Annotated in this window: 11 protein-coding genes and 1 tRNA gene; 8 read left to right on the plus strand and 4 right to left on the minus strand. The window is 38.4% G+C overall.

Annotated features, from left to right (window positions below):
- Positions 1-46 precede the first annotated feature (46 nt).
- The 4 genes from HUN22_RS03885 to rpmE all read left to right on the plus strand — a co-directional run bounded on the left by HUN22_RS03885 (position 47) and on the right by rpmE (position 4,165).
- Positions 47-2,233, plus strand: coding sequence for an AmpG family muropeptide MFS transporter (locus HUN22_RS03885; RefSeq protein WP_174726583.1), 2,187 nt, complete (start codon positions 47-49; stop codon positions 2,231-2,233).
- 2 nt (positions 2,234-2,235) lie between these two features.
- The gene (gene gloA / locus HUN22_RS03890) at positions 2,236-2,637 is read left to right on the plus strand and encodes a lactoylglutathione lyase (protein WP_174726584.1); all 402 of its coding nucleotides are present in this window, start codon (positions 2,236-2,238) and stop codon (positions 2,635-2,637) included.
- Between the two features lie 134 nt (positions 2,638-2,771).
- Entirely contained in the window at positions 2,772-3,743 is a 972-nt protein-coding gene (locus tag HUN22_RS03895; RefSeq protein ID WP_080648720.1) for a bile acid:sodium symporter family protein, read from the plus strand.
- Positions 3,744-3,940: 197 nt separating this feature from the next.
- The gene (gene rpmE / locus HUN22_RS03900; RefSeq protein WP_001200845.1) at positions 3,941-4,165 is read left to right on the plus strand and encodes a 50S ribosomal protein L31; all 225 of its coding nucleotides are present in this window, start codon (positions 3,941-3,943) and stop codon (positions 4,163-4,165) included.
- A gap of 62 nt (positions 4,166-4,227) precedes the next feature.
- Here the strand turns inward: rpmE and HUN22_RS03905 are convergent, their stop codons facing one another.
- Genes HUN22_RS03905 through epmB form a run of 3 tightly spaced genes read right to left on the minus strand, consistent with a single transcriptional unit; the run spans position 4,228 to position 9,113 of the window.
- Positions 4,228-6,339: an EAL domain-containing protein gene (locus HUN22_RS03905; RefSeq protein WP_174726585.1), complete on the minus strand. Its 2,112-nt coding sequence runs from the start codon at positions 6,337-6,339 to the stop codon at positions 4,228-4,230.
- Positions 6,336-8,081: a GTPase gene (locus tag HUN22_RS03910; protein WP_174726586.1), complete on the minus strand. Its 1,746-nt coding sequence runs from the start codon at positions 8,079-8,081 to the stop codon at positions 6,336-6,338. Before HUN22_RS03910 ends, HUN22_RS03905 begins: the two co-directional genes overlap by 4 nt.
- A gap of 15 nt (positions 8,082-8,096) precedes the next feature.
- Positions 8,097-9,113 carry an EF-P beta-lysylation protein EpmB gene (gene epmB / locus HUN22_RS03915; protein WP_174726587.1) on the minus strand — a complete coding sequence of 339 codons (1,017 nt, stop codon included), beginning with the start codon at positions 9,111-9,113 and terminating at the stop codon, positions 8,097-8,099.
- A 73-nt stretch (positions 9,114-9,186) separates the two neighbouring features.
- On the opposite strand from epmB, the gene efp reads away from it, so the two are divergent.
- The 4 genes from efp (at position 9,187) to HUN22_RS03935 (ending at position 12,568) form a co-directional block, all read left to right on the plus strand.
- The gene (gene efp, locus HUN22_RS03920; protein ID WP_002118666.1) at positions 9,187-9,756 is read left to right on the plus strand and encodes an elongation factor P; all 570 of its coding nucleotides are present in this window, start codon (positions 9,187-9,189) and stop codon (positions 9,754-9,756) included.
- A 166-nt stretch (positions 9,757-9,922) separates the two neighbouring features.
- On the plus strand, positions 9,923-12,022 hold the full coding sequence (locus HUN22_RS03925; protein WP_031948990.1) for a carbon starvation CstA family protein: 2,100 nt from the start codon (positions 9,923-9,925) through the stop codon (positions 12,020-12,022).
- On the plus strand, positions 12,019-12,324 hold the full coding sequence (locus HUN22_RS03930) for a YbdD/YjiX family protein (protein ID WP_002118393.1): 306 nt from the start codon (positions 12,019-12,021) through the stop codon (positions 12,322-12,324). The genes HUN22_RS03925 and HUN22_RS03930 overlap by 4 nt, the downstream gene beginning before the upstream one ends.
- A gap of 167 nt (positions 12,325-12,491) precedes the next feature.
- A tRNA-Val gene (locus HUN22_RS03935) sits at positions 12,492-12,568 on the plus strand.
- Positions 12,569-12,667: 99 nt separating this feature from the next.
- Here HUN22_RS03935 and HUN22_RS03940 read toward each other — a convergent pair.
- Complete coding sequence (locus HUN22_RS03940; RefSeq protein ID WP_174726588.1) at positions 12,668-14,773, minus strand: TonB-dependent receptor; 2,106 nt, start codon at positions 14,771-14,773, stop codon at positions 12,668-12,670.
- Positions 14,774-14,862: the final 89 nt, after the last annotated feature.

The following is a 14,862-nucleotide window of genomic DNA, read 5'->3' on the forward strand; positions in this document are numbered from 1 at the left end:
TTGAAAGCAATTGTAAGAAGGGTTTGAATAGGCACATTTATAATTTATGGAAAATAAAAAACGAATGACCACACAAGCTTCGGGTTGGGTCTCGGCTTTTAAAGCATTTTTAGATCGCCGTGCATTAATTATGCTGTTTCTGGGTTTTTCTGCCGGAATTCCTATTTTACTAATTTTTTCAAGTCTTTCTTTATGGCTTGGAGAGGCGGGTATTGATAAAAGTGCCGTCACTTTTTTTAGCTGGGCGGCTCTAGGTTACTCTTTTAAATTCGTTTGGGCTCCTCTTATTGATGAGTTACCTGTGCCAGTCTTAACTAAGATGCTAGGCCGAAGACGGGCCTGGTTATTGATTGCGCAGTGTTTGATCGTTCTGGCTATTTGTATTATGGCTTTCTCTGATCCTGCTTTAGGTCAAAGCTATCTTATTCAAATGGCAGTAGGTGCTGTATTGCTGGGTTTCTCGGCAGCAACTCAAGATATTGTGATTGATGCATATCGTATTGAATTAGCCGAAACAGAAATGCAAACGGTATTGGCATCTACCTATAATGCTGGTTATCGAATTGGCATGATTGTGGCAGGAGCAGGTGCATTATTTCTAGCCGCCCACTTGGGTACTGCTAAAGGTAATTACATTTACGAAGCTTGGAAAACGACTTACTTAACAATGGCATCGGTTATGTTAGTGGGTATTGTAACGACTTTGCTCGTTCGCGAACCTCAGGTAAATCGTGTTTATAAAAACTATAAGAGTAGTGATTATTACCGCTTGGTTTTTGTATTTTTTATTGCCGTTATTTCATTTGTAGTCACCTACATTTATTCTGGGCAGATTACAGATGCAATCTCACAAGCTGCAAATATAAAAGACAACGCGGCATTATTTGGTTTAGAGGCTTTAAGATTTTTAACTGCAACTGCTGCTGCCATTTTCGTGGGTTATCTACTCGTTAAAATTGGTGTGGTTAACCAGCAAATGGCTAAAGAGACATGGATTGCACCAATTCTAGATTTCTTTAAACGTTATGGTGTCAAACTCGCCTTAGTGTTGTTACTACTTATTGGTTTTTTCCGCATTTCAGACATTATTGCTGGCGTCATTTCTAATGTGTTTTACCAAGACCTAAACTTTAGTAAAGAGCAAATTGCAGAAGCAGTTAAAATCTATGGGGTATTATTTAGTTTAGTCGGTGGTTTCTTAGGCGGTCTTTTAGCACAGCGCATCAACATTATGAAATTGATGTTTGTTGGTGCGGTTTTGGCCAGCTCTACCAATTTAATTTTTATTGGACTCGTAAAATCTGGTCAGCCATTAGATATGGTCGATGTAAAAGTTGGTGAACACAGTTATCAAGTCAAGCCAGACGAAGTCGGGTTATGGAAATTAGAAGTGCCAAGTTCTGCTTTTAGTGGAACAAAACAAATTGAAGTAAAAGTTGCTTACGCTACACAGAATGATGTAGCGCCTGTCACACGTACCCAGCCGTTACTTACAACTGAGTCAGCTAAATCACCTCTACAAATTTTACCTGTTATGGGTAATGATCAGGTCTCACTTAAAGAGGGTGAGGGAAGTGTTGTGATTCGAGGACAATACTTTGGACAAGCATTAACTCCTACGCAAAAAATTATTATTAGCCTTGATGGGCAAAATTTTGATGCAAAAATGACTGATCAAAAAGGTGTTTTTAGTGCATCCATTGATGCAAAAAAATTAGTCGCATCGACTAGTAAAGAGCTTAACGTAGCTGTAATGGATGGTGAACAAAAAATACTTTCTGCATCTCATCCATATGCTGTGAGTTCAAATCAAAAAGCGGCAAGTGAACTTGATGTGAATATTGAACCAGTCGCTTATATTGATCCGCTTTCTGGTCAATCAGTTGAAATTAGCGGTAAGGTGATTAAACCCTATAGTTCTTTATGGCTTTATTTTGCCATTATTGTCGATAACTTGGCTTCTGGTTTGGCTGGTGCGGCATTTATTGCATTCCTTTCAAGTTTAACGAGTGTTTCATTCACAGCTGTTCAATATGCAATCTTTAGTTCACTCATGACACTTACTCCAAAACTTTTGGGTGGATATTCAGGTACCATAGTCAGTAATATTGGATACCCAAAGTTCTTTTTGATGACAACTCTTATTGGTATTCCAATCTTGATCTTAGTGGTTTGGGTTGGAAAACTGCTAAAAGATCATCAAACACATGAATCAGAAAAGGCAGGTGAATAAACATGCGAATGCTTCATACAATGTTGCGAGTAGGCAATTTAGAACAATCTTTAAAGTTCTATACCGAAGTATTAGGGATGAAGTTACTTCGTAAGCGTGATTATGAAGAAGGGCGCTTTACACTGGCATTTGTTGGCTATGGTGATGAAGAAACCAATACTGTGCTTGAGCTTACCCATAACTGGGATACATCAAGTTATGATTTAGGCAATGCTTATGGTCACATTGCGATTGGTGTCGAAGATGCTTATAAAGCGTGTGAAGAAATCAAAGCACGCGGTGGCAAAGTTGTGCGCGAAGCGGGTCCAATGAAAGGTGGTGTTACCGTGATCGCATTTGTTGAAGATCCTGATGGTTATAAAATCGAGTTGATTCAACAAGATGCTGATGCCAGAAATAACTGAATAAATGACTTAGGTGATTTAAGATTTAGTTCTTAAAAGCCTAGCTTTATTTTTTTAGCCCAGTATGATGAAGGCTTGACCAAATGGTCAATTTATCAACTGGGTTTTTTATTTATCTAGAATAATCATAGGATATGGCTATGCTGAAGTTATTGGCGCTTGATCGATTTACAATTTTGTTGGTTGGAATGGTACTACTTGCAACATTCTTTCCAGTCAGTGGTCAAGCCGCACAATATTTCAATACACTGACCACAGTCGCGATTGCAATTCTATTCTTTTTACATGGTGCAAAGCTATCACGTGAGGCAGTGATTGAAGGTATTTTGCATTGGAAAATGCATGTACTTGTCTTCGCTTTTACTTTCTTGATTTTTCCAGTGATTGGTTTATTGGCTAAGCCAATTCTGTTACCTCTACTAGGTCAACAGTTGTACTGGGGTTTTTTATTTATGTGCTTTTTACCCTCTACAGTTCAATCTTCTATTGCATTTACATCAGTAGCAAAAGGGAACGTGGCGGGAGCGGTATGTAGTGCATCTTTTTCGAACTTGATTGGTATGTTTATTACACCAGTATTGGTGAGCTTTTTTATTTTAGGCCAAAGCCAACATGGATTTGACCCGACGACCTCAATTATACAAATTACATTATTACTGTTAGTGCCATTTATTTTAGGTCAATTATTACGCCCTTATATTTTCCCTTATATGGCAAAAGTTCCAAGTATTGTGAGAGCATTCGATCAGGGCTCAATTTTGATGGTGGTATATGGCGCATTTAGTGGGGCAGTGGTCGCAGGACTTTGGCATCAAGTAAGTTGGAAAACTTTACTGATTCTCACAATTGCGTGTTCGGTACTTTTAACAATTATTATGCTATTAGCACTTTATCTACCGCGTGCTTTAGGTTTTAACCGAGCAGATCAAGTCACGGTTTTCTTTTGTAGTTCAAAAAAGACCTTGGCAAGTGGCGTTCCGATGGCGCAAATCTTATTTATTGGCCAGCCTTTAGGTATGATTGTGTTACCTATTATGATCTTTCACCAGATCCAATTAATGGTCTGTGGCGTGATTGCAAATTACTGGGCTAAATCGAAAGATTAATTCGCAAAAGAAAATTATTTGACGTATAATCTTGCCCACTTGTTGTGCTTAGCTCTAACCCTAGAGGTTTCGGTGGGCCAAAAGAATGGTCTGTTGTGGTGTTGATCTGCTCATTTTGAGCCTGTCCTCAACTTAAGTTGAGAGTGATCAATTGCGATGACAGCTTAAGCCTTTCTTCCAATTAGGAGTAATCGACGATGCGCGCCGATATTCACCCAAAATATGAAAAATTAGTTGCAACTTGTTCTTGCGGTAACGTAATCGAAACTCGTTCTGCTTTAGGTAAAGAAACTATCTACCTTGACGTATGTTCAGCTTGCCACCCATTCTACACTGGTAAGCAAAAGAATGTAGACACTGGTGGTCGTATCGACAAATTCAAACAACGTTTTGCTGGTATGTCTCGCTCTATCAAGCGTTGATACTGCAATACGAAACAAAAAACGGGCTTTATGCCCGTTTTTTGTTTTTTAGTACAAGACCATTATTGGTCTTGTACGTCTGTTAATCGATCAAGTTTTTTCTGGAAATATTGGCCTTGTAAGAAACGCGTTTCCACATTCCACGCGTTTGCAAACAGGTTCATATCATCTAGATCGCTAAGTAAAATTCCTACAGGTTTTACAGTCAAATAGTTCAAAACCTTTTCTTGTAGGCTTGCTAGACCCTCATCTGAGTTTAATAGCTCTGTTTTATTCGATTGCAGTTTTAAATATTGAATATCGAGTTGTTGCAATATTGATTCGCTATAAATAGAAGAGCAGAAATCTCGAATCGAAATTTCTGCACCGTGTTGGCGTAAGCGAGCTATATGTTGCTGGGCAATTGCAAGATGGGGCTGAAGCGCTTGTTCTGAAAATTGTAAAACTAATGGGCTCTCAAGCTTACTACCAATAATGGTGAGTAGTTTTGAAATCAGTTCGGGGAACGATTTATCTTTGAGCAAGATATCAATGTTCAGGTTAATAATCAGTTTAGCTTTAGGGTACTGAGTAATAAAGTTGTGGAGTTGTTTACAAGCCTCAACCAAAATCCAGCGATCTAATTGAATAGAAAGTTCACTGTCTTCTCTTAATTCAGCCAAGTCATTTATGTCATACCATTGTTCATCGCTAATAAAACCGCTAGTCACTTCATAGTTATGAGTTTCTTGATCATGTTTATCGTAAATCTGCTGATATTTTAAATGAATTTCACTTCGAGCTAACTGCTGCTTTAATTGTTGCAATAGAGAGGGTTGCAAAGGAGCATCAATTTGTTCAAGGCTTAGATCAAGTGATATAGGAGAGTTGACAGGCTCGGGAGAGATAATGTCGATGGTTGGGGCTAACTCAATTTCTGACTTCGCCTTAGGGAGCTCTTGCTGACTTGTTTGATCAAGTAGCTTTGCAAAGCTAGCTTCGTTTAAAGGTTCATTAATTTGAGCATAACTTAGCTTAAACTGGATCGAGTAGTTAAGCTCATTGATCTTTAATAAATGCTCCTTCTGCAAACTTTGTAGACTGGCTAGTTGGGAGTTAAGGACTGTGCTGTTTTCAGCTTGTAAAACTCCAACATACGCACCAAGTTCAACATTGAAAATCGGCATTTGTGCATGTTCTTTTAAGAAACTGTGCAGCTGATTGAAATATTGTGCAGGAGTTTGCAAATCTTGTTGGAATACTCGTTCTGGGCACTGATTTAAGCGAAATAAAATTAATGCATTGGCTTGAGCCGGATAAGTCGTGAGCTGCCGATTAATCTGTTGCCAAGGCGTAATTACATTGTAATTTTTTTCTTGGAAAAATGTATTTGCAGGTGTTTTTAAATCCACTTGGTAGTCAATGGTCAACTGTACGGCATCTTCTTCCTGACTAGGAATAAACTCTAGTTTAAGAGCATTATTACCTGAAATTGCTGCATGTTGACTCTGAATCTCAAAACGTGCCTGATCAAATTGACCTAATGAAATTTTCTTAAATCTTTGTTTAAAAACATTTAAATCATTCGGTTGTAAAACATCCAAGATAGGCAGACCAATAATTTCATCTTCTTGCTTAAAGCCAAAAAGATTGAGATATTCTGTATTTGCTTTGACATGCATCCCTTCTTGAAAAAGGGCAACTGCTTTATGGCTGTTATTGACTAATGTTTGTGTATGGGAGTGAACCGTTTCTAACTCATTTGTCAGACGTTGTTCAGTCTGTAATAAGTGGCTATACGACAAGGTCCGAATAAGAGTGATATAAAAATAATCTAATGGTTCCAAAGGAACTACATCATAAATACCTTTTTGAATATAGGCCTGATATTGCTGAGCTTGATAATCTTCGGGTTGTAATAATAAAACAGGTAAATTTGGCTGCTCAGATGCTTGAATGAGGGAGAGAGTTTGTTCAATTTTTAGGTCATAAGCACGACCAAAAATAATAGCATCCCACGGCGTATTTAACTGTTTTTCGAAACTTTTTAAATCATCAAGTAATAATGCCTGAACTTGATAATCATTCCCCAATAATAAATTTAAAATCTGGTTATAACGTAGCTGGTTGTCATCAATAATGAGTAAACGTGTTTCAGTACGTTTTAACTTTTTAGATAATAAAGAGTTTCTCACTTTAGTGCTTCCCATAAATCTTGACTGCTAGAGTTATTACCCTTTTTCATCATGAACTGATCAAGCAGACCTTGTTGCTGCTCATTCAAAAGTTCGAAATGAAATTGAATAAAACTTTGCGTAATGAGTTGTGCTTTGAGTAGATACACTTTGATTTCTTCTGTCCCCAATCGTAAATGAATTGTTTGTTGCTCTCTAAAAATTTGAGAACCCGGTAAAATAAGCGTATTTTGTATTTCTTCTAGATTTTGTGTTTGTAGTAAAAGTGCGGGATGATAATTGCGAGTATGACGTTCAGCTTGAATATGCACTGAACATGGAAACATGGCCTGTGACAGAACTTCTAAACCAAGCTCTAGAGATTTTTCAGTCGATTGCTTAATCCAGCGAATCACGCCGCCGCGCCACTGTCCATGCAAAGTTTCTTTAACTAAAATGTATTCACCGGTTCTTAAATTTTTCGGTGCCTCCCCAGACCATTTAATACGATATCCATTGACACTAATATCAAGAACCGTGGTTTGATAAATGGTTTTACTCTCACGACTTAAGCGCTGATAAGAGCTTGTTTGTTGTTCTTTTTTCTCTAAGTTTGATAAAACTTTAGATTCGCTTTGTAAATTATAGTTATGGTTAAGCTGTAGCGTTTCTTCAAAGTTTTTTGCTTTTGATAGATAGAAGTGAGCCGTGCTTAAACCAAAACAAATTTGTAGCTCTGCATTGTATTCATAACGTTCATGACGACGTTGAGCGGTTGTTCCTAAAATCGTCTGAACATGAAACTTTAAAGCTGGGCTTAAATAAAACTTTTCATTCTTTGAAATATATTGAGCATTTTTATGCATGGTTGCAGTGACATGCTCAAGTAAAGCTTGCGTTCCTATAAAGATGCTAGGGTTAAAATTAGAACTACGTTTTGTATTATAAACTGGTGGATGATCTTTATTTGGATCGACCACATATTTCGTTGATGCTGTATCTTTCGGCAAAATATGAATCATTCTTGCCCAGTCAAAACTACATTGAAATAATGCCTGAATTTCTGACTGGCGAATTTGGTTCGTATTTAAAATATCGAGCAAAATCAGTTGAGCATAAGCTTGTGTAATATTTGCTAGAGGGTGATGTATGCCCTGAATATGGTTGATATTGATGAGATGGTATCTGTGTTGAACTGCGGTTTCATAAAGCTGATGCGCAATTAACCATTGTCCTTTTAGAGGTTCGCTATAGAGCATATGCTGCTGATAAAGCAGACTCGTTAATTGTTGTAGAGCATGAAAAGTCGATAAAGTACGTGCCGTTTGCAAATTCTTTTTTTGCTTATAGGCAAAGAGTGAAAACTTTTGATGCTGTAGTTGCTCATGACTATTTTGCGCAATATTTAAATAAATACTAGCGAAATAACAGCGGAGTAACATTGCTAATTCAATAATATGTTCATTACGATCTGTACTAATAACTCCTTGGTTAAAGAAGTTTTTTTCTAGACTTGCAAGCACATTATTAATGGTAGGATGAAGCGTTTGTATGAGATCAAAACGCAAGGTTTCACTACATTTTAATTCATTGAGTTCTAAAATAGCGGTGAATAATGCTTTTGACGTATCACCGAGTTGCATAATAGAAAGGTTAGTGACCCATTCATTAAGATCTTTAATATTGGCTTCACAAAAGCTTAACCGTTCACGAGTGAGTGCGGTTTGATTGTGAAAAATGTCCGACAGCGCATTATTCATCATCACTTATTATATAACTCAAAAAGTTGTAGCCCCAAAAAGCGGTGTTTTATTCTTTTCGCCCGCAATTTCCCTGACGAGTTTAGGAACCAAATATCCCGGTAGGTTCGCTAACACATCACGATAGATATCATCGATCTCAGATGATTCTAAATCAAAATGTTGCGCACCTTTTACTTTATCTAAAACATGTAAGTAATAAGGCATAACGCGAGCTTCAAATAAACGATAACTTAAATCAACTAAGGTCTGTGCAGAGTCATTGACACCTTTTAGCAAGACTGCCTGATTGAGTACAGTAATGTGATGGTCAGATAACTGCAACAATTTTGAACAAGTGAAGTCATCAAGTTCAGAAGCATGATTTGAGTGTACCACCAGAACTATACGCAGCCTACTGTTTTTTAATAAAGAAATCAGCTCTTCGTCGATCCGGTTAGGAATAACAATTGGGACTCGTGAATGAATTCTCAGAATCTGGATTTGTTTGAGAGATGATAGGCGTTCTAACCAAAGTGCCAATTTCCGGTTAGAAAGCGTAAGGGGATCGCCACCACTCAAAATGATCTCGTTAATATTCGGGTTTGCTTCAATATAATTTTTAATATTTAGCCAGTCTTCATTTTTTGGCAAATTTTCTTGATAGGGAAAATGACGACGGAAGCAATAACGACAATGAACGGCGCAAGCACCTGTCAAAGTGAGTAAAAAGCGCGATTTATATTTATGTAATACACCCGGTAATTGATTTGCTGCTTCTTCACCCAATGGGTCAGTGACAAACTCAGGATGTTCTTCAAGCTCTAAATGATGAGGTAATACTTGTAGCAAAAGCGGGTCAAGCGGGTTTTTAGCGTTCATTTTTCCGACGAACGCGCGAGGAACACGCAATTTAAACTTTTCAGAAGCCAGAATCGCACCCGATAATAGCTGCTCTGAGGATAACTCGAGTAGGCTTAGCAATTCAGAAGGATCAGTAATAAGGTCACTCAGTTGAGATTGCCAGTTTTGCTCTTGGTATAAATAGTTTATCATTTGACACGATTAAGATAATGCAACAACGCATTATATCGCATAGTTGACTTGTTAAGTTTGGAGTGTGCCTTTCATGGCCTATTATTCTACAAATGATTTCAAAGCAGGCCTTAAGGTTATGCTTGATGGTAACCCATGTTCAATCATGGAAAACGAATATGTAAAACCAGGTAAAGGTCAAGCGTTCAACCGTGTAAAATTACGTAACCTTAAAACCGGTAAAGTATTAGAAAAAACTTTCAAATCAGGTGACTCTTTAGAAGCAGCTGACATCGTTGAAGTTGAAATGGAATACTTATACAACGATGGTGAAATGTGGAACTTCATGGATCCTGTATCTTTTGAGCAAATCGCGGCAGACAAAATTGCAATGGGCGATGCTGCTAAATGGTTAAAAGACGATTCAAATGAAAAATGTACAATTATGTTGTTCAACGGCGTACCTTTAACAGTAAGCCCACCGAACTTCGTTGTATTGAAAATTGTTGAAACTGATCCGGGCGTACGTGGTGATACATCTGGCGGTGGCGGTAAACCAGCTAAGCTTGAAACAGGTGCGGTTGTTCGTGTTCCGTTATTTGTTCAGCAAGAAGAAAGCGTTCGTGTAGATACTCGTACTGGCGATTATTTAGAGCGTGCATAATAGTTAAAAAATACACTATTATCGAAGGGATGATGTAAATCATCCCTTTTTTTATGCGAAAGTATAAGAGGAAAAAAATTAAAGGAGGAGTACAGTCACAAGGATTTGTTAGAAAACAGTACATAACAATATAAAAATGCTGTAGTTATTTATTGAGAGGTTAAGAATGGACACAATGCAAGCGAAATCTACGCTTCCCTCCAAGCTGGTCTGGAGCCTAGTAGCAATAATAGGTGCAATTTCTTTTGGGATGCTGGCACTCAGCCGTGGTGAACATGTCAATGCGGTTTGGCTTGTACTCGCTGCAGCATGTGTATATAGCATTGCATATCGATTTTATAGTCTATTTATTGCAACTAAAGTATTTGAATTAAACCCAAGACGGTTAACCCCAGCACATCGTTTAGCCGATGGTCTGGATTATGTTCCCACCAATAAATATGTGCTTTTCGGTCACCACTTTGCTGCAATTGCAGGAGCGGGGCCGTTAGTTGGACCAATTTTGGCTGCACAAATGGGCTTTTTACCCGGAACGATCTGGTTACTGGTCGGTGTGGTACTGGCAGGTGCAGTACAAGACTTTTTAGTTTTATTTATTTCAACACGTCGAGACGGTCGCTCACTTGGTGAAATGGCAAAACAAGAACTCGGTTCTTTTGCCGGTATTGTCGTCATGCTCGGCGCGCTGGGTGTAATGATTATTATCCTTGCGGTACTGGCATTAGTTGTGGTGAAAGCACTTGCCCATAGTCCATGGGGTGTTTTCAGTATTGCAGCGACAATCCCAATTGCATTATTTATGGGCGTTTATATGCGTTTTATTCGCCCGGGACGTATTGCTGAAGTTTCAATTATTGGCTTCGTCTTAATGATGCTTGCCATTGTTTATGGTGGTCATGTTGCAGCAGATCCTTACTGGGGTGAATTTTTCACTTTAACAGGTACACAGCTCACATGGTGCTTAATCATCTATGGATTTATTGCATCAGTTTTACCAGTCTGGTTATTGTTAGCACCACGTGATTATCTATCAACATTCCTTAAAATTGGTGTCATTCTTGGCTTGGCTGTGGGTATTGTGATTGCATTACCTGAATTGAAAATGCCAGCAGTGACTCATTTTATTGATGGTACTGGTCCTGTATTCTCCGGTAGCTTATTTCCATTCCTATTTATTACTATTGCCTGTGGTGCTATTTCTGGCTTCCATGCACTTGTATCAAGTGGTACAACACCAAAACTCGTGAATAACGAAGCTGATATTCGTGTGATTGGTTATGGTGGCATGCTCATGGAATCTTTCGTCGGTATTATGGCGATGATCTGTGCAACTGTCTTAGACCCTGGCGTGTACTTTGCGATTAATGCTCCTGCGGCTGTAATTGGTACAACTGTAGAATCAGCGGCAGAAGCTGTGCGTAATCTAGGATTTGTCGTTACTCCTGAAATGTTAACCGTTTTGGCTCAAGAAGTGGGTGAAAGCTCGATTCTTTCACGTACGGGTGGTGCGCCGACTTTTGCGATTGGTATGGCACATATCATTTCGGAAATTTTTAATAGCCGTGCCATGATGGCGTTCTGGTACCACTTTGCGATTTTATTCGAAGCATTATTCATTTTAACTGCTGTAGATGCGGGTACTCGTGCTTGTCGTTTCATGGTGCAAGACACTGTGGGTATTGTTATTCCTGCGGTTAAATCTTCAAGCTCATTCTTTGGTAATTTACTAGGAACAGCTGTTGCGGTAGGTGGATGGGGCTTCTTCGTCTATCAAGGTGTGATTGATCCACTTGGTGGTGTTAACTCCTTATGGCCTTTATTTGGTGTGGGTAACCAGATGTTGGCTTCAATGGCGCTCATTTTGGGTACAGTTATTCTGTTTAAAATGAAAAAAGAAAAATATGTATGGGTAACGATTTTCCCAACCATTTTCTTGTTTATTACCTGTATGACTGCGGGTTGGCAAAAGATTTTCCACGAAAATCCAAAGATTGGTTTCTTAGCGCAAGCGAATAGATTTTCAGATGCGATTGCTCGTGGTGAGATATTAAAACCAGCAAAAACACTCGAAGAAATGCAGACGATTGTGATGTCAAATCAAATCAACGCTGCACTTTGTGGCTTCTTCATGATCGTTGCGATTGTAATGGTGATTGCTGCAATTGGTATTGTGCGCCGTGCATTAGCAAGCCCGACACCAACAGCTCATGAAGCACCAGCTGTATATGCGGACCCAGAGGTGGTCACCCCACGAGGAGAGTCATGATGAATTTTAAATTTGCAAAAAATGGAACTGTCATTATTGCGAAAATCATCAAAATGACGGTGCTCTCGCAAAAAGAGCTATTACTTTCTCCAAAGAATTGGTCACGCATTGCAACCTTGTGGCAGCGTTTGCAGCAAAGCTTTCGACTGATGGTTGGGGTTCCAGACTACCAAACTTATCTGGAACACATGAAAGCTCATCATCCTGATTTAACCCCTATGGATGCGAAGACTTTCTACCGTCATTGTGTTGATTCGAGATATCCATCGGCAGGTGGCAATTTAAAGAAATGCCCTTGTTAAGTTAAGGTTAATATTCAGCTAAAGAAACGGTATGTGGTTAAACCATGTACCGTTTTTCTTTTTTGGAAAATGAAAAAGAGTTTGCTTAAAGTCTGCTCATTTGTATTTTTTTCAATTGAAAATCACTTGTTTTGCTTTTGAAAAATGAATATTATGCTTTCCATTCTAGGTGTATAGCTCAGTTGGTTAGAGCGCTACGTTGACATCGTAGAGGTCTCCAGTTCGAGTCTGGATATACCTACCAAGATTTAAAGTCATATAAACTCGAATAGCTTTACATGACTTGAAAAGCCCTAAACTATAATGGTTTAGGGCTTTTTTGTTGCCTTAAGAAGTTAAGTGATTAAAAAGAATATTTTACTGAAAAGCGGTAAGCTCGATCTTCTGCAGGGTGATTATGTTTGTCAATGATCCCTTCTCGAGTAGGAGTTAGTGCATTGCATTCGGAGGTGGTTTGTTCGGTTTTTAAGCAAGATTCATATAGGTATTCAATATCATTTACCTTGCGATTAAATAGATTCAAGATATCTATTTGGGCTTGAAAATTTTTATTAAATCGATAAGTGGTTTGTAAATTTACTAATGTTGAAGAACTGGACTTAACACTATTATCCTCAACTAATGGACGTGGGCCAAAATACCGCATTCTTACGCCTAAACTCCATGGCTTTAAAGGAGTATAGTTAATTCCTGCTGAGGCTGTAGTATTAATTGCTCCAGGAATATAGTTACCCTCAGAAGCATCATCTTTATAACGGGCTTTTGACCAAGCCATGTCAACATCAACCAACCAATCAGAATTTGGTTTATAGAAATGACTCAATTCGATCCCTTGACGGCGACTTGGTCGGCTCGCTTCTGTCGTTCCAGCATCACCTACAAATACTAATTCAAAATCAGAATCTAACTGCCAGAAAGCGAGAGTTGTTGTTAAGTTCGATATCCATTCTCCACGTATTCCTAGTTCTGCATTTTTTGTGCGGACGAGAGGGGACACAGATTGGATTGGTTCCATGTAACCCTCATCTCTAGGGTCGGGGTTTAGATGAATTGTAGTTCCTCTGGCATCATTGCTATGAAACCCATAACCATAGTTGAGATAATATTCTGTATTTGCCCATGGACCAAATACAAAACTAATTTTGGGACTTAAAATATGGTCATCTGTTTTGCCGGAGTTAGCAGCTAGATCAGAATGAACATCAAAATTAAAATAATCTGCTCTCAAACCAGCAATACTTTTTAACCAAGGTGTCCACTGAGTCTGGTTTTGGGCCCAAACACCAAGAGATAATTCTTTAACATGATCTTCACGAATTGTATTGAAACGTTGACGATTTTCCGTTTGATACAAGCCTAGACCATCAATATCATCATATCTGAACGATGTTCCCATGGTATTGATCATGTCTAGTCCTAACCATTTGGTGTTCCAGTTATGATTAATAGATCCACCTAATATCTTTCGGTTTTCTGCTTGTTCAAATTGGTCACCATGAATTGGGTCAACTAGATAGTAAGTAAAATTAGAAAATAGATTAAGTTTCGAATGGACACCATATAAATTTAATCTAGTTTGATGAACGTCATCACTCGAATTTTTCTCTAAAGAAAAAGCAGTGCGGGTGGTTTTCCCACCATCACTAGGATCGAGGCTGCCATATCTTCCTATTAGGCCAGAGGATACCGCTCTTTGCGCAATTTGATCAGTTGAGTTCCAGTTAGATTGATAATGATTGAACATAAAATTCCAACCATTATTTTGGTTACCTCGACTATATTTGAGTAAATAGTTTTGCTTTTCTAAATCTTCTGGATAATCCCAAGGTCCATCATTGCTCATCCCTTCAAATGCGCCAAGTAAGGTACCACCAGCAAACTCGGTTGAGCCTGCCGTTAATATGCGACGGTACTCATTTGAACCCAAGGTCATTTGTATAAATGCCTGTTCAACAGCCGATATAGTTCTTATTTTTGCCGTGCCTGCTGATGCAAAATCACCATCCGTAATATCGGTCGCACCTTTATGATAGGTCAAATTGTCGATGAGCTCAGGAATCAAAAAGTTTAAGTCCGTATAGCCTTGTCCATGAGCATGGGTAACCATGTTAATAGGAATTCCATCTACTGAGGTCGCAAAGTCTGTTCCATGATCTAAGTTAAAACCACGTAAAAAATATTGGTTTGCTTTGCCATCTCCACTATGTTGAGTAACGATAACTCCTGGAATAGTTTCTAATACTTCAGCTGGACGTAATAATGGGCGATTTGCTAAATGTTCTTTTGTTATTGTGCCTTGAGTAGCTGTATTGGTTAGACCGAATTGGTCCTGTTGATCTGCTTTTACATAAATAGGTGCAAGTTGTGGATATATAGTACCCCCAGCATGAACTACATTAAAAATGCTACCTGTAGCGAATAGAGCAGCAGTTAATGTATGAATTTTCATATTGCTATTATCCTAAACTAATATTTTAAGTGCTTTATCTGGTTTATTTATAACCATAAACTAGAGAATCATCATAAGTTACCTTATTA

The sequence above is a fragment of the Acinetobacter lactucae genome (genome assembly GCF_013344765.1).
GTDB lineage: Bacteria > Pseudomonadota > Gammaproteobacteria > Pseudomonadales > Moraxellaceae > Acinetobacter > Acinetobacter lactucae_A.